The organism is Mesorhizobium sp. M4B.F.Ca.ET.058.02.1.1, from assembly GCF_003952505.1.
GTDB lineage: Bacteria > Pseudomonadota > Alphaproteobacteria > Rhizobiales > Rhizobiaceae > Mesorhizobium.
In genome coordinates, this window is the sequence record NZ_CP034450.1 from 997,235 (window position 1) to 1,011,345 (window position 14,111).

A 14,111-nucleotide genomic window follows, 5' to 3' on the forward strand; every position below is an offset into this window, starting at 1 on the left:
CGCCCCGCTTGATTGCGCGAACAGTCCCGATTGCGCCGGCCGTCTGGCCGGCGTTGCTGTTTTAAGCTTATTCGGCAATATCCGGAGCATCGTCCGTGGCATCGGCCTCGCCTTCGACGCTCTCTTCCTCATCCGATTGCGGTTCCGAAATCCGCTCCACCGAAACGACCTTCTCGCCTTCGGCCGTGTTGAAGATGGTCACGCCCTTGGTGGCGCGGCTGGCGAAACGGATGCCGTTGACGGGGACGCGGATGACCGTGCCGCCGTCCGACACCAGCATGATCTGGTCGTCATTGCCAACGGGGAAGGTCGCCACGAGACGACCGATCTCGGCCGTCTTCGACACGTCGGTGGCGCGGATGCCCTTGCCGCCGCGCCCGGTCAGTCGAAAGTCGTAGGACGAAGATCGCTTGCCGTAGCCATATTCCGTCACCGTCAGCACGAGGCGCTCATGCTCCTTGAGGAATTCGTAGCGTTCGTCGGAAAGCTCCGCCTCCTCGCCGATCTCCTCATTGGTCAGCGCGATCTCTTCCTCTTCACCGGCAACACCGGCGGCAAGCCGCCGCTCCGCGGCCGCCCGCTTCAGGTAGGCGGCGCGCTCGGCGGGCGAAGCGTCGACGTTTTCGATCACCGACATGGAGATGACCCGGTCGGTCTCGGCCATGGCGATGCCGCGCACGCCGACCGAGTTGCGGCTCTGGAAGACGCGCACGTCGCTGACCGGGAAGCGGATGCACTGGCCCGAATTCGCCGTCAGAAGCACGTCGTCATTGTCGGTGCAGGTCTCGACGCCGAGGATCTCGTCGCCTTCCTCCTCCAGCTTCATGGCGATCTTGCCGTTGCGGTTGACCTGGACGAAGTCGGACAGCTTGTTCCTGCGCACGGTGCCGCGCGTGGTGGCGAACATCACGTCGAGCTCACCCCAGCTTGCCTCGTCCTCGGGCAGCGGCATGATGGTGGTGATGCGCTCGCCCTGCTCCAGCGGCAGCATGTTGATCAGCGCCTTGCCGCGCGACTGCGGGTTGCCGATAGGCAGTCGCCACACCTTCTCCTTGTAGACGATGCCGCGCGAGGAGAAGAACAGCACCGGCGTGTGCGTGTTTGCGACGAACAGGCGAGTGACGAAATCCTCTTCCTTGGTCGACATGCCGGAGCGGCCCTTGCCGCCGCGGCGCTGCGCCCGGTAGAGCGAGAGCGGCACGCGCTTTATGTAACCGGAATGGCTGACGGTGACGACCATGTCCTCGCGCTGGATCAGGTCCTCGTCTTCCATGTCCGCGCCGCCGTCGGAGAGTTCGGTGCGGCGCGGCGTGCCGAACTCGTCGCGGACCGCGATCAGCTCGTCCTTGACGATCTGCTGGATGCGCGCGCGGGACGACAAAATGTCAAGATAATCAACGATCTCGGCGCCGATCTTGTTCAACTCGTCGGCGATCTCGTCACGGCCGAGCGCAGTCAGGCGCTGCAGGCGCAACTCGAGAATGGCGCGGGCCTGCTCTTCCGACAGATTATAGGTGCCGTCCTCGTTGATGCGGTGGCGCGGGTCGTCGATTAGCTTGATCAGCGACGCGACGTCGTGGGCCGGCCAGCGCCGTTCCATCAACTGCTCGCGCGCAGTCTGCGGATCGGGCGCGGTGCGGATCAGCTTGATCACCTCGTCGATGTTGGCAACGGCGATGGCGAGACCGACCAGGACGTGCGCGCGTTCGCGCGCCTTGCGCAAAAGGTACTTGGTGCGGCGGCTGATCACCTCCTCGCGGAAACCGACGAACGCCTTCAGCATGTCGATCAGCGTCATCACTTCCGGCTTGCCGCCGTTCAGCGCCACCATGTTGGCGCCGAAGGAGGTCTGCAGCGGGGTGAAGCGGTAGAGCTGGTTGAGGATGACATCAGCGACGGCGTCGCGCTTCAGTTCGACGACGACGCGGTAGCCCTGGCGGTCGCTCTCGTCGCGAATGTCGGAAATGCCCTCGATGCGCTTGTCGCGCACCAGCTCGGCCATCTTCTCGATCATCGAGGCCTTGTTCACCTGATAGGGAATCTCGGTGATGACGATCGATTCACGGTCGTTGCCGCGCGCCTCGATATTGACGCGGCCGCGCATGACGATGGAGCCACGGCCGGTCGAATAGGCGCTGTAGATGCCTGAACGGCCAAGCACGATGCCGCCGGTCGGAAAATCCGGACCGGGCACGATCTCCATCAGTGTCGGCAGGTCGATTGCAGGGTTGTCGATGAGGGCGATGGCGCCGTTGCAGACTTCGCCGAGATTGTGCGGCGGGATGTTGGTGGCCATGCCGACGGCGATGCCGCCGGAGCCGTTGACCAGCAGGTTCGGGAAGCGGGCCGGCAGAACCTTCGGCTCGCTGCCCGACGCGTCGTAGGTGTCCTGGAAGTCGACGGTTTCCTTGTCGATGTCCTCCAGCAATTCATGCGCGACCTTGGTCAGCCGCGACTCGGTGTAGCGCATCGCCGCCGGCGGATCGCCGTCGATCGAGCCGAAATTGCCCTGCCCGTCGATCAGCGGCACGCGCAGCGACCAGTCCTGCGCCATGCGCACCAGGGCGTCATAGATAGAGGCGTCGCCATGCGGATGGTACTTACCCATCACGTCGGCGACTGGGCGCGCCGATTTCACATATTTGCGGTTCCAGTGGTAGCCGCTCTCATGCGAAGCATAGAGGATGCGGCGATGCACCGGCTTCAGACCGTCGCGCACGTCGGGCAGCGCGCGACTGACGATCACGCTCATGGCGTAATCGAGATAGGAGCGCTGCATCTCCTCGATGATCGAAATCGGCTCGATGCCGGTCGGGCCGCCGTCGGCGCCGCGCGGTGTCTTCTGGTCGGTCAAATCAGGTCACAATCCAGTCGGGAATCACTCGCTGCTTATATAGGAAGCGGCGCCGAAACTCCAATCTTCGTGGCGCTTTTCCAGGGACAATTTTGGCGGCAATTTCAAAAGGATACCGCTGATTGCGACGATATGGCCACGGTGGGTTTCGCCGCCGCCGGGGCTGGTTCGTCGCCGATCGCCGTCACCGAGAGCGACCGCAAGTACGCTGAACCGGGCCCCGGTGGCCGCGTTGCGGGCGCCCTCAGTAGCCGCCAGTCCGGCGCGCGCGGTAGGCGCCAGGCGCTTCTCCCATCTCGCGCCTGAAGCGGCGGTTGAAGGTCGACAGGTCGCTGAAACCGGCGTTGAAGGCGATCGTCGAGATCGCCGTGTCGGAGGTGCGCAGTCGCACGGCGGCCTTGTGCAGCCTGGTTTTGAGCAGGAACTGGTAAGGCGTCATCCCGGCGACTTGCCGGAAGCTGCGCAGGAAATGATAGGGGCTCGTCGCCGCGCTGCTGGCGAGGTCGGCGAGCGACAGCGGGCGGTCTGCTTCGAGTTCGATCAGCCGCACCGCCTCGGCGACCCGTTTCTGGTCGCGACGGCTCGGCGCGCGGGCGGCATAAACGGCATCCGAGCTCGTCCTGACCACCGCGCCGGCAATGCGCAGGCCGAGTTCCTCGAATGCGTCGGCGTCGCCGGTTTCCCGCGCGGGCTTCCGCTTCCGCCAGCAGCGGCGCAAGCGCCGGCAACGGCGGCAGGCGCGGCGCGGCGAAGCCAAGCCGCATGGCGCCGGGCACGTCGGCGACAATGCGCTCCATATAGGTCGGCGAAAAATGGAAGGAGAGGCAGCGGTCGCCGGCGCCGTGCTCATGCCCGCACTCATAGCAGGCGCCGGGATTGCCGAGCAGGATCGCGCCGGGCGCAAGCATCGCCGTGCCCTCGCGTGTCCGGTAGCGGAACGTGCCCTGGGTTACCGCGGCAACGCAAAAGCCGCGATGCTCTTCCTCGAACGGGCTGTCGCCGACGCCGGCGGTGCACACGACGTCCGACACCTGCCAGCCCCGGCCCGAGACGATTTTCTTCTCACGCGTCGTCATCGCCCGAAAGTTAGCAATTTTCCCCAAGCGCAGAACCCTTTCCTGCCTCTATTGGTCGTGCTCTCCTGACAAACGAGGCAGTAGTCATGATCGGTTCCTTCGCTGAGGCCCTGCACAGCGGCGAGCCCAACCCCGGCCTAGCCGAAAAGCTGGCGCTCTATGGGCGCTTCGTCGGCGCCTGGACATTCGACGCCACCCGCCATCTCGAGGACGGCACGGTTCTTACCGGGCGTGGCGAGGTGCATTTCGGCTGGGTTCTGGAGGGCAAGGCGATCCAGGACGTGTGGATCCTGCCCGCGCGCAATACTGGTGTACAGACATCTCTCGGCGCGTGGACGTTCTACGGTACGACCCTGCGCGTCTACGATCCCGGGGTCGATGCCTGGCACATCTTCTGGAGCGATCCGCGCAACCAATACTACAGCCGGCAGCTCGGCCGCGCCGAGGGCGAGACGATCGTGCAGGTCGGCGCCGATGGCTCCGGCGCGTCGGTGCGTTGGAGCTTTTCGCGCATCACCGAGAATTCGTTCCGTTGGCTCGGCGAGCGCTCGCATGACGGCGGCGCCACCTGGCGGCTCGAGGTCGAATTCCTCGCCCGCCGCACGACTTGAGGCTGATCGGCTACCCTAATGAAAAAACGGAGAAAACGATGCTTGACCACATCTCGCTCGGCGTTGGCGACACAACTGTCTCGAAGCGCTTCTACGATGCCTTGCTGCAACCACTTGGCTATGGCTGCCTCAGCCAGTCGCCCGGCTCGCTCGGCTATGGCGCCAATGCAGTGGCGCTCTGGGTGAATGAAGCCGCGCGGCCGGTGCCGGCGGACACGGAGTCCGGCCTGCATTTCTGCTTCGCCGCGCCGACGCGAAAGAGCGTCGATGCCTTCCACGCGGCCGCGTTGCGTGAGGGCGGCAGGGACAATGGCCCGCCTGGCTTGCGCGCCGCTTATGGTGAAAACTACTATGCCGCCTTCGTCATAGACCCTGACGGGTACCGGCTCGAGGCTTACTGCGGCAAAGCTGAATAGCCGGCTGAAATCCCCTCCCTTCCTGTTCCCACCGCTCCCGCTTTGCTCTACCAATTGACGAGCTTGGGCTTCGCCCGGCGGGAGGGGACCAGCGATGCCGAGCTTCGACAGCCTGTTCAATGCCTTCGTCACCATACTGGTGACCATCGACCCGCCCGGGCTGGCGCCGCTTTTCCTCGCTGTGACGCGCGGCATGAACCGCGAGGAGCGCCAGCAAGTTTCGGTGCGGGCCTCGGTGATCGGCTTCCTGGTGATGGCGCTGTTCGCGGTTGCCGGCGCCTCGATCCTGTCGGTGTTCGGCATCACGCTGCCGGCCTTCCGCGTCGCCGGCGGTTTCCTGCTCTTCTTCATCGCCTTCGAAATGGTGTTCGAGCGCCGGCAGGACCGCAAGGAGAAGATCGGCGACGTCGCCATCACCAAGGACATGATCCACAATATCGCCGCCTTCCCGCTGGCGATCCCGCTGATCGCCGGCCCGGGCGCGATTTCGGCGACGGTGCTGCTGTCGGGACACTTCGACGGTTTCGCGGCGCAGGCGGCGCTGGTTGGCATCATCTTCGTCAGCCTCGCCATCACCTATCTGGTGTTCGTGCTGGCGGAGCGCATCGACCGCATCCTCGGCCAGACCGGCCGCTCGATCCTGACGCGGCTGCTCGGCGTCATCCTGGCGGCGCTCGCCGTACAGTTCGTTGCGGACGGCGTCAGGGCACTAATGGCTGCCTAAGCGGGACCCCTGCTGCCTTATTTCGCGGCGGTATCGACGACCTCGAAATCATGCGTGACCGTCGCCGTCTTGGCCATCATCGCGGTCGCCGAGCAGTACTTTTCGATCGAGAGGTCGATCGCGCGCTTCACCTTTTCATGCGAGAGCCCGCGGCCCTTGACGATGAAATGCATGTGGATGCGGGTGAAGACCCTGGGCTCCTTCTCTGCCCGGTCGGCGTCGAGCTCGACGACGCAATCCTCGATCGCCTCGCGGCCTTTTTCGAGGATGTGGACGACGTCGTAGGCCGAACAGCCGCCGGTGCCGATCAGCACGAGCTCCATCGGGCTCGGCCCCGGCGTTTTGCCCTCCGGGCCGGACGCTGTTCCGAGGACAACCTTGTGGCCGCTGCCGGACTCACCGACGAAGGTGCGTTCCTCGACCCATTTGACGCGTGCTTTCACGGCATTTTTCCTTGCGAGGCCTTGGCCAGCCTATTGACCGAACACGACCGTATGCATGATCCGGCCAGGCAGCAGCGTGAAGATGCCGGCGCCGATCAAGGCGAAGACATAGAGCTTGATCATGGCGCCGCGATGCGCGGCGACGCGATGGGTGTGCGCATACCACACCGCCAGCGGCGCGGTGACCAGCACCAGGATCGACAGCAGATGGATCGGACTGAACGGGCCGATCAGGCGGATCTGCTGGATCCAGAAACTCGAGACGGCGATGACAAGCATCAGCGCCGCCCAGGCATAGCCCATCACGCGGTGGCTCGGCGTGCCTTGCGGAAGCGCCAGCTGCGCGCCGCCAATCGCCAGGGCGGCAAGGGCCGCGAATGCATGCCACGGAATGGGAGGGGGCGCGGATAGCAATGGTCCGAGCGACATCTCCCCTCCTCAATGCCGGTTACGTGGGGCGCTCAGAACGGGATCTCGTCGTCGAGTTCGCGCGACGCACCGCCGCCGCCACCCCTGGAGCCGCCACCGCCGCCGCCGCGGCTGAAGCTGTCGTTCGTGCCGGACTGGCCGAAATCCGAGCCGCGGCTGCTGTTGCCGCCACCGGCATAGCTGCCGACCTGACCGCCGCCCTCGCCGCGCGCGTCGAGCATCTGCAACTCACCACGGAATTTCTGCAGCACGACCTCGGTCGTGTAGCGGTCATTGCCGGTCTGGTCCTGCCATTTGCGCGTCTGCAACTGGCCCTCGACATAGACCTTCATGCCCTTCTTCAGATACTGCTCGGCCACCTTGGCGATCTGGTCGTTGAAGATGACGACGTTGTGCCACTCGGTCTTTTCCTTGCGCTCGCCGGAATTCTTGTCGCGCCAGCTTTCCGAGGTGGCGATGCGGATGTTGACGACCGGCTCACCCGAGTTCAGGCGGCGGATTTCCGGGTCCGCCCCGAGATTGCCGACCAGAATGACCTTGTTGACGCTACCCGCCATCGTACTTCTCCGCGCTCATCCGAAACAAATTTTTGACGCCGCACCTTACAGCTTGCGGGCAATCGCCGCCCGTCGTGACTGGCTTTTCCCACAAGGTTTTTGTTCTCTTTTCGTTCTATGATGTGGGCGATGCGCTGTCAATGGTTGTCAGCAGCATGTAGTGTTCCGGCCCGGAATTTCCACGTGATCGGGAACGGATGGGGTGCCAGGTGAAGTCGATCGCACATGGGGACCAGCAGCGCGAGCAATGGCGGGCGGGCGTCGAGACACGCATGCTGGTATCGGCCAGCAACGGCGCGGCGCAACTCTGCATATTCGAACAATGGGTCGAGCCCACGGTCGGCGCCCCGACCCATTGGCATTCGGTCGAGGAGGTGCTCACGGTCGTCGCCGGGATGGCCGAGGTGTGGATCGATGACCAGCACAGCGTCCTGACGTCAGGCCAGTCTCTCATCGTCCCCGCGCACAGGAAACATGGCTTCCGCAACGTCGGCGACGAACCGCTTCACATCCACGCGGTGTTGGCGTCGCCGATCTTCGAGGCCACCTTCGATGGAGCGGCCGGGCTGGTGAGGCGCTGGCTTCCGCAAGGTTCGTAAACAGCGCTTGCCAAATCAATAAGTATCGACTTATGCTTCTGCCATGATCGAGGCAGAGATTTTCCGCGCGCTGGCCGACCCGACACGGCGCGCCGTCTACGAGCGGCTGGTCGCCAGCGAGATGACCGTGTCGGAGCTGCGCATCGGCATGACGGTGTCGCAGCCGGCGGTGTCGCAGCATCTGGCGGTGCTGCGCGGCGCAGGCCTGGTGGTCGAGCGGCGCGCCGGCCGCAATGCCTATTACCGCGCAGCGCCGGAAGGGCTCGAGCCGCTGCTCGGTTGGATCGAGCGCTACCGCGCGTTCTGGCCGGAACGCATCGAGAAACTGAAGACAGTTTTGAAGGGAATGGACCAATGACGGCAACCGAACGTCCTCCTGCCGATGCGTCGCTCAACTTCGAATGCGAGCTTACCGATCCGCCTGAAAAAGTCTGGCGCGCGCTGACCGAAGCGGAATTGCTGGCGGCCTGGATGATGCCGAACGACATCACTCCCGAAGTGGGCAGCCGTTTCGCCTTTGACGGGCCAGAGGCGCCGATCGAGTGCGAAATCCTCGAAGCCGAGCCCGGCAGGCTGCTGCGCTATTCCTGGCGCGAGCGGCCAAGCAAAGGCAATGGCGGACGGCAAGTGCCGCTCGACGGCCGATTGGACAGCATCGTCACCTTCACGCTCGACCCGACGGTTTCCGGCGGCACGCACCTGCGCATCGTCCATGAGGGCTTTGCGCGCATGCCCGCCGTCGCCATGGCCGGTGCCGGTTGCCGGCACGCCTTTGGCGCGGGCGGCACGAAACGGGCGATCGCGGCGAATGCGCCGCAGTTGCGGCGCGCGGCCTGAGCAAGGAACCAAGGGAGAGACGAAATGAGCGGTCTTGCCAATCTGGTGCCGATGGTGATCGAACACTCGAGCCGCGGCGAACGCGCCTTCGACATCTTCTCGCGGCTGCTGCGCGAACGCATCATCTTCATCAACGGAGAGATCAACGACGGTGTGTCGGCGCTGGTCTGCGCCCAGCTTCTGTCGCTGGAATCCGACCATCCCGACAAGGAGATATCGCTCTACATCAACTCGCCGGGCGGCGTGGTGACCAGCGGTTTCGCCATCTATGACACCATGCAGTACATCTCCTGCCCGGTGTCGACCGTGTGCATGGGCTTTGCCGCCTCGATGGCGTCCTTCCTGCTGATGGCCGGTACGCCTGGCCGGCGCATCGCACTGCCCAACGCCAGCATTGTGCTGCACCAGCCGCTCGGCGGCTTCCAGGGCCAGGCGTCCGATATCCAACGTCACGCCGAAGGCATCATGCGCACCAAGCGGCGCATGACCGAGCTCTATGCTCATCATTGCGGCCGCACCTACGAGGAGGTCGAGCGCACGCTCGACCGCGACTATTTCATGACCGCCGAGGAGGCCAAGGCCTGGGGTCTTGTCGACCATGTCTACGACACCCGCAAGAAGGCGGCATGAGGCCGGCACGCGGCAAAGTGATCGCGTGCGGTCTGGCATCGCTTCTGCGCCGCCAATATAGTCCGGCGATGACCAGCAAGCGTTCGTCCAGACTCCTGCGCATCGTCGCCCTCGCGACCGCGAGCATGTTGGCGGGCGCCGCCTTCGCCGATGACAGTTCGACACAGAAGGCTGCTCTGCCCGGCGTGAGCAGCGACTATCGCATCGCCAAGCCCGCCCCGCAGCCCGAGCCCGAGGACGCGCTGCCGGCCAGCGGCAACGGCCAGTTCAAGATCGGCGATACCGATGTCAGGATTTCCGGCAGCATAACCATCGACATGGCGACGGGTGGGATCAGGCCGCCGAGCCATTAAGGTGCTTTGAACGTCGGCGCTGCCGCCGCGTCGTGGAATGCGAGCGCCGCCAGCCGCTGAAATCAGATCTCCGCTTCGCCTTCGAGATAAAACACGCACTGCCCTTCGAGCTCGACACGCTCGCCAACCGCGCGGCACGTGATCTCCCCGCCTCGCTTCGATGCCTGATACGCACGCAACTCTGTCTTGCCGAGGCGCGGAGCCCAATAGGGCACCAGCATGCAGTGCGCGGCGCCGGTCACCGGATCCTCAGGAACTCCTTTCGCTGGAGCGAAGTACCGGCTGACGCAGTCGTACGCTTCATCACCTGCTGCCGTCACGATGACACCGGGTCGGTCCAGACGAGCAATCGCCGCCATGTCTGGCGTAAGTGAGCGCACAGTGCTCGCGCTGTCGAGCACCGCCATGTAGTTGAACGCGTTCACCCAGACTTCAACAGGTTCGACGCCGAGGGCATGCGCGAACCCCGGCGGGACCGCCGCGGCTTTCTCCGACGGGCGCGCCGGAAAGTTCAACACGTAGCCCGCATTCACACGCGTAACCACGAGCGGCCCGCTCTTCGAATGAAACACGACCGACTGACGACCCGGCTCGAGCCGCTCCATCACGACCGCCGCGCTCGCAAGCGTCGCGTGTCCACAAAGCGGCACTTCCGTGACGGGCGTGAACCATCGAAGCCGATAGTCGCTCCCCTCGCGAACGAGAAACGCGGTCTCCGCCAGATTGTTTTCGGCGGCTATGGCCTGCATCACCGCGTCGTCCGGGAAGCTGCCCATCGGCATGACCGCGGCGGGATTGCCGGCAAATCGCCGGTGAGCGAAGGCATCGAGCTGGAAGATGGGTGTACGCATGGGATTGAGATGGATTGAACTCACGGCCCACCAATCGCGCCATGTATCGGTCGACGTTGACGTAGGACGGGTGCGCCATCGGCACCGAGTGCCATCGCTGGCGCAAATTTAAGCCCCGCCGCTGCTTCTACAGTCTGACGGGGCTTTCATGGATCTGAAATCCAACTTTTGCCGGGAGTGTTCTGCCGGCGTTTGATTTCGGATGCTCCGCGGCGTTCAGCCGACGATCCGACTATGGTCTCTGATTGTTGGGAATCGGCAAGTCACGGTTTGTCGGGCAGCGCTCACGCCAAGCCCTGGCACTTATGCCCGCCGCGGCTCCATCATCGTGTGGAGCCTCAAGGGACTGTCCGGTGGCGTCATGCTCCGCTCCTGGGTCCGTTGCGACAATTGTCGTCCGAAGCGCAAATCGCAAAGCCTGCGGCGTCTCGCAGGCCACCTTTGGGTGGCGAGGCCATCGAAAGACGGCCGGCTCCGTTGACCCCCGGACACTGCTCCCGTGAGTCGGAGACGTCAACCGTTGAAAAGCCGATTAACGGAAAATGTGATCACCGGGAGGTTACGTCTAGGTCAGGTCGGGGCGGGATTTCCACACCGCTTTGTCAGGAGCGTGTTCGGCCTTTGTTCTTTCCGCTTGCCCGCCCGCGCGAAAGACGGTTAAACGCTTCTGTCGAGTGTTGTGGCGTCTCTCGACGTGGCGGGAAAACTACCTACATAGGGGATGGCCGGGGAACCCCGCCACTCCAGCAAATTCCAGACCTGAGGCGGCGACCGGCGATGGCCGACCATAAATACCTTTCCATTCGCGGGGCGCGCGAACACAATCTCAAGAACGTCGATCTCGATCTGCCGCGCGACAGCCTGATCGTCATGACCGGCCTGTCAGGTTCCGGCAAGTCGTCGCTCGCCTTCGACACCATCTATGCCGAAGGCCAGCGCCGCTATGTCGAGAGCCTGTCGGCTTATGCCCGCCAGTTCCTCGAGATGATGCAAAAGCCGGATGTCGACCAGATCGACGGGCTCTCCCCCGCCATCTCCATCGAGCAGAAAACGACGTCGAAGAATCCGCGCTCGACGGTCGGCACCGTCACCGAGATCTACGACTATATGCGGCTTCTGTTCGCGCGCGTCGGCATTCCCTATTCGCCGGCCACCGGCCTGCCGATCGAGAGCCAGACGGTCTCACAGATGGTCGACCGCGTGCTGGCGCTGGAGGAAGGCACGCGCCTGTTTCTGCTGGCGCCGATCGTGCGGGGCCGCAAGGGCGAGTACCGCAAGGAACTGCTGGAGCTGCAGAAGAAGGGGTTCCAGCGCGTCAAGGTCGACGGCGTCTTCTACGAGATCGCCGATGTGCCGGCGCTGGACAAGAAGTACAAGCACGACATCGACGTGGTTGTCGACCGCATTGTCGTGCACGGCGACCTGGCGACGCGACTTGCCGATTCCATTGAGACGGCGCTTAAGCTCGCCGAGGGCCTGGCCGTCGCCGAATTCGCCGACAGGCCGCTCGACGCCAGCCTGACTGGTGAGGATTCGGTCAACAAGTCGAAGAACGAGACGCATGAGCGCATCCTGTTCTCGGAGAAATTCGCCTGCCCGGTTTCGGGCTTCACCATTCCGGAGATCGAGCCCAGGCTGTTCTCCTTCAACAATCCGTTCGGCGCCTGCCCGACCTGCGACGGCCTCGGCAGCCAGCGCGCCATCGACGCCAATTTGGTGGTGCCCGACGAGAACCTTTCGCTGCGCGACGGCGCCGTCAGCCCGTGGGCGAAGTCGACCTCGCCCTATTACGCGCAGACGCTGGAAGCGCTGGGCAAGGCCTATGGCTTCAAGCTCGGCGACAAGTTCAAGGATCTTTCCGCCGAAGCGCAGGAGGCGATCCTGCACGGCACCGGCGAGCGCGAGATCACCTTCCAGTACGATGACGGTCTGCGCTCCTACAAGACGACCAAGACCTTCGAGGGCGTCATCCCCAATCTCGACCGGCGCTGGAAGGAGACCGAATCCGCCTGGATGCGCGAGGAGATCGAGCGCTTCATGTCGGCGACCCCCTGCCCCTCCTGCAGCGGCTACCGGCTGAAGCCGGAGGCGCTGGCGGTGAAGATCGCGGGAAAACACATCGGCGAAGTGACCGAGCAGTCGATCCGCAAGGCCGACCAATGGTTCACCGAATTGCCGGCGCAGCTCAACGACAAGCAGAACGAGATTGCGGTGCGCGTGCTGAAGGAGATCCGCGAGCGGCTGCGCTTTCTCAACGATGTCGGCCTCGACTATCTGACGCTTTCGCGCAATTCCGGCACGCTGTCGGGCGGCGAGAGCCAGCGCATCCGGCTCGCGTCGCAGATCGGCTCGGGCCTCACCGGCGTCCTCTATGTGCTGGACGAGCCGTCGATCGGCCTCCACCAGCGCGACAATGCACGCCTGCTCGACACGCTGAAGCACCTGCGCGACATCGGCAACACGGTGATCGTCGTCGAGCATGATGAGGACGCCATCCTGCATGCCGACTATGTCGTCGATATCGGCCCGGCCGCCGGCATCCATGGCGGCGAGATCATCGCGCAGGGCTCGCCGCAGCAGATCATGGCGACGCCGGCCTCGATCACCGGCAAATATTTGTCCGGCGAACTCGAAGTGGCGACGCCTGCCATGCGCCGCGAAGCGAAGAAGAACCGGCGCATCAAGGTCGTCGGCGCGCGCGGCAACAATTTGAAGAACGTCACGGCGGAAATCCCGCTCGGCACGTTCACCGCGGTCACCGGCGTGTCGGGCGGCGGCAAGTCGACCTTCCTGATCGAGACGCTGTTCAAGGCGGCCTCGCGCCGCATTATGGGCTCGCGTGAACATCCGGCCGAGCATGACCGCATCGAGGGGCTGGAGTTCCTCGACAAGGTCATCGACATCGACCAGTCGCCTATTGGACGGACGCCGCGCAGCAACCCCGCCACCTATACCGGCGCCTTCACGCCGATCCGCGACTGGTTCGCGGGTCTGCCGGAAGCCAAGGCGCGCGGCTATCAGCCGGGCCGCTTCTCGTTCAACGTCAAGGGCGGCCGCTGCGAGGCCTGCCAGGGCGACGGCGTCATCAAGATCGAGATGCACTTCCTGCCCGACGTCTACGTCACCTGCGACGTTTGCCACGGCAAGCGCTACAACCGCGAGACGCTCGACGTGCTGTTCAAGGGCAAGTCGATCGCCGACGTGCTCGACATGACGGTCGAGGAAGGCGTCGACTTCTTCGCTGCCGTTCCCGGCGTGCGCGACAAGCTGGAGACGCTGAAGCAGGTCGGCCTCGGCTACATCCATATCGGCCAGCAGGCGACGACGCTGTCCGGCGGCGAGGCGCAGCGGATAAAACTCGCCAAGGAACTGTCGCGCAAGGCGACCGGCAAAACGCTCTACATCCTCGACGAGCCGACCACCGGCCTGCACTTCCACGACGTCGCCAAGCTCTTGGAAGTGCTGCACGAGCTGGTCGACCAGGGCAACACGGTGGTGGTCATCGAGCACAATCTCGAGGTCATCAAGACCGCCGATTGGGTGCTCGACCTCGGCCCCGAAGGCGGCGACGGCGGCGGCGAACTGGTCGCCTCCGGCACACCGGAAGCGATCGTGCGCGAGAAGCGCAGCTACACCGGCCAGTTCCTCAAAGAACTGCTGGAGCGGCGCCCTGGAGGCAAGCGCGAAGCGGCGGAGTGAGTGCGCAAATCGTCAGTGCCTGGAGAGCGTTT

At 64.3% G+C, this 14,111-nt stretch carries 14 protein-coding genes and 1 pseudogene; 9 read left to right on the top strand and 6 right to left on the bottom strand.

What is annotated here, in order from left to right:
* Positions 1 to 67 precede the first annotated feature (67 nt).
* Positions 68 to 2,854 (bottom strand): DNA gyrase subunit A, encoded by a 2,787-nt coding sequence (gene gyrA / locus EJ073_RS05075; protein ID WP_126054742.1) that lies wholly within the window; start codon positions 2,852 to 2,854, stop codon positions 68 to 70.
* Between the two features lie 244 nt (positions 2,855 to 3,098).
* Positions 3,099 to 3,930: pseudogene (locus EJ073_RS05080) on the bottom strand (AraC family transcriptional regulator).
* A gap of 86 nt (positions 3,931 to 4,016) precedes the next feature.
* Between EJ073_RS05080 and EJ073_RS05085 the strand changes: the two are divergent.
* The 3 genes from EJ073_RS05085 (at position 4,017) to EJ073_RS05095 (ending at position 5,681) form a co-directional block, all read left to right on the top strand.
* Positions 4,017 to 4,541, top strand: a complete 525-nt coding sequence (locus tag EJ073_RS05085; RefSeq protein ID WP_126054743.1) for a hypothetical protein — start codon at positions 4,017 to 4,019, stop codon at positions 4,539 to 4,541.
* 38 nt (positions 4,542 to 4,579) lie between these two features.
* The gene (locus tag EJ073_RS05090) at positions 4,580 to 4,957 is read left to right on the top strand and encodes a VOC family protein (protein WP_126054744.1); all 378 of its coding nucleotides are present in this window, start codon (positions 4,580 to 4,582) and stop codon (positions 4,955 to 4,957) included.
* A 94-nt stretch (positions 4,958 to 5,051) separates the two neighbouring features.
* Positions 5,052 to 5,681: a MarC family protein gene (locus tag EJ073_RS05095; protein ID WP_126054745.1), complete on the top strand. Its 630-nt coding sequence runs from the start codon at positions 5,052 to 5,054 to the stop codon at positions 5,679 to 5,681.
* A gap of 17 nt (positions 5,682 to 5,698) precedes the next feature.
* On the opposite strand, the gene EJ073_RS05100 is transcribed toward EJ073_RS05095, so the two are convergent.
* From EJ073_RS05100 to ssb, 3 genes are read right to left on the bottom strand one after another with little or no spacing between them, the layout of a single operon-like run.
* A complete protein-coding gene (locus tag EJ073_RS05100) occupies positions 5,699 to 6,124 on the bottom strand; it encodes an OsmC family protein (RefSeq protein WP_126054746.1) in 426 nt (141 codons plus the stop codon).
* A 30-nt stretch (positions 6,125 to 6,154) separates the two neighbouring features.
* Complete coding sequence (locus EJ073_RS05105) at positions 6,155 to 6,553, bottom strand: DUF2306 domain-containing protein (RefSeq protein WP_126054747.1); 399 nt, start codon at positions 6,551 to 6,553, stop codon at positions 6,155 to 6,157.
* A gap of 32 nt (positions 6,554 to 6,585) precedes the next feature.
* Entirely contained in the window at positions 6,586 to 7,110 is a 525-nt protein-coding gene (gene ssb / locus EJ073_RS05110) for a single-stranded DNA-binding protein (RefSeq protein WP_126054748.1), read from the bottom strand.
* A gap of 209 nt (positions 7,111 to 7,319) precedes the next feature.
* Between ssb and EJ073_RS05115 the strand changes: the two genes are divergently transcribed.
* The 5 genes from EJ073_RS05115 to EJ073_RS05135 all read left to right on the top strand — a co-directional run bounded on the left by EJ073_RS05115 (position 7,320) and on the right by EJ073_RS05135 (position 9,529).
* Positions 7,320 to 7,709 carry a cupin domain-containing protein gene (locus tag EJ073_RS05115; RefSeq protein ID WP_245455471.1) on the top strand — a complete coding sequence of 130 codons (390 nt, stop codon included), beginning with the start codon at positions 7,320 to 7,322 and terminating at the stop codon, positions 7,707 to 7,709.
* A gap of 43 nt (positions 7,710 to 7,752) precedes the next feature.
* Positions 7,753 to 8,067, top strand: a complete 315-nt coding sequence (locus EJ073_RS05120; protein WP_126054750.1) for a metalloregulator ArsR/SmtB family transcription factor — start codon at positions 7,753 to 7,755, stop codon at positions 8,065 to 8,067.
* Positions 8,064 to 8,546 (top strand): SRPBCC domain-containing protein, encoded by a 483-nt coding sequence (locus EJ073_RS05125; protein WP_126054751.1) that lies wholly within the window; start codon positions 8,064 to 8,066, stop codon positions 8,544 to 8,546. Before EJ073_RS05120 ends, EJ073_RS05125 begins: the two co-directional genes overlap by 4 nt.
* Before the next feature lie 24 nt (positions 8,547 to 8,570).
* Positions 8,571 to 9,176, top strand: a complete 606-nt coding sequence (locus tag EJ073_RS05130; RefSeq protein ID WP_126054752.1) for an ATP-dependent Clp protease proteolytic subunit — start codon at positions 8,571 to 8,573, stop codon at positions 9,174 to 9,176.
* Between the two features lie 68 nt (positions 9,177 to 9,244).
* Positions 9,245 to 9,529, top strand: coding sequence for a hypothetical protein (locus tag EJ073_RS05135; protein WP_126059081.1), 285 nt, complete (start codon positions 9,245 to 9,247; stop codon positions 9,527 to 9,529).
* A gap of 62 nt (positions 9,530 to 9,591) precedes the next feature.
* Here EJ073_RS05135 and EJ073_RS05140 read toward each other — a convergent pair whose 3' ends face one another.
* Positions 9,592 to 10,380, bottom strand: coding sequence for a PhzF family phenazine biosynthesis protein (locus EJ073_RS05140; RefSeq protein ID WP_126054753.1), 789 nt, complete (start codon positions 10,378 to 10,380; stop codon positions 9,592 to 9,594).
* Between the two features lie 777 nt (positions 10,381 to 11,157).
* On the opposite strand from EJ073_RS05140, the gene uvrA reads away from it, so the two are divergent.
* Positions 11,158 to 14,079 carry an excinuclease ABC subunit UvrA gene (gene uvrA, locus EJ073_RS05145; RefSeq protein WP_126054754.1) on the top strand — a complete coding sequence of 974 codons (2,922 nt, stop codon included), beginning with the start codon at positions 11,158 to 11,160 and terminating at the stop codon, positions 14,077 to 14,079.
* Positions 14,080 to 14,111 lie beyond the last annotated feature (32 nt).

Excerpts from the sequence above, each read along its gene's own strand:
- EJ073_RS05120 (WP_126054750.1), top strand. The coding sequence starts at position 7,753 with ATGATCGAGGCAGAGATTTTCCGCGCGCTGGCCGACCCGACACGGCGC.
- ssb (WP_126054748.1), bottom strand. The coding sequence starts at position 7,110 with ATGGCGGGTAGCGTCAACAAGGTCATTCTGGTCGGCAATCTCGGGGCG.
- EJ073_RS05130 (WP_126054752.1), top strand. The coding sequence starts at position 8,571 with ATGAGCGGTCTTGCCAATCTGGTGCCGATGGTGATCGAACACTCGAGC.
- EJ073_RS05135 (WP_126059081.1), top strand. The coding sequence starts at position 9,245 with ATGACCAGCAAGCGTTCGTCCAGACTCCTGCGCATCGTCGCCCTCGCG.
- uvrA (WP_126054754.1), top strand. The coding sequence starts at position 11,158 with ATGGCCGACCATAAATACCTTTCCATTCGCGGGGCGCGCGAACACAAT.
- EJ073_RS05095 (WP_126054745.1), top strand. The coding sequence starts at position 5,052 with ATGCCGAGCTTCGACAGCCTGTTCAATGCCTTCGTCACCATACTGGTG.
- EJ073_RS05090 (WP_126054744.1), top strand. The coding sequence starts at position 4,580 with ATGCTTGACCACATCTCGCTCGGCGTTGGCGACACAACTGTCTCGAAG.
- EJ073_RS05085 (WP_126054743.1), top strand. The coding sequence starts at position 4,017 with ATGATCGGTTCCTTCGCTGAGGCCCTGCACAGCGGCGAGCCCAACCCC.
- EJ073_RS05105 (WP_126054747.1), bottom strand. The coding sequence starts at position 6,553 with ATGTCGCTCGGACCATTGCTATCCGCGCCCCCTCCCATTCCGTGGCAT.
- EJ073_RS05125 (WP_126054751.1), top strand. The coding sequence starts at position 8,064 with ATGACGGCAACCGAACGTCCTCCTGCCGATGCGTCGCTCAACTTCGAA.
- EJ073_RS05140 (WP_126054753.1), bottom strand. The coding sequence starts at position 10,380 with ATGCGTACACCCATCTTCCAGCTCGATGCCTTCGCTCACCGGCGATTT.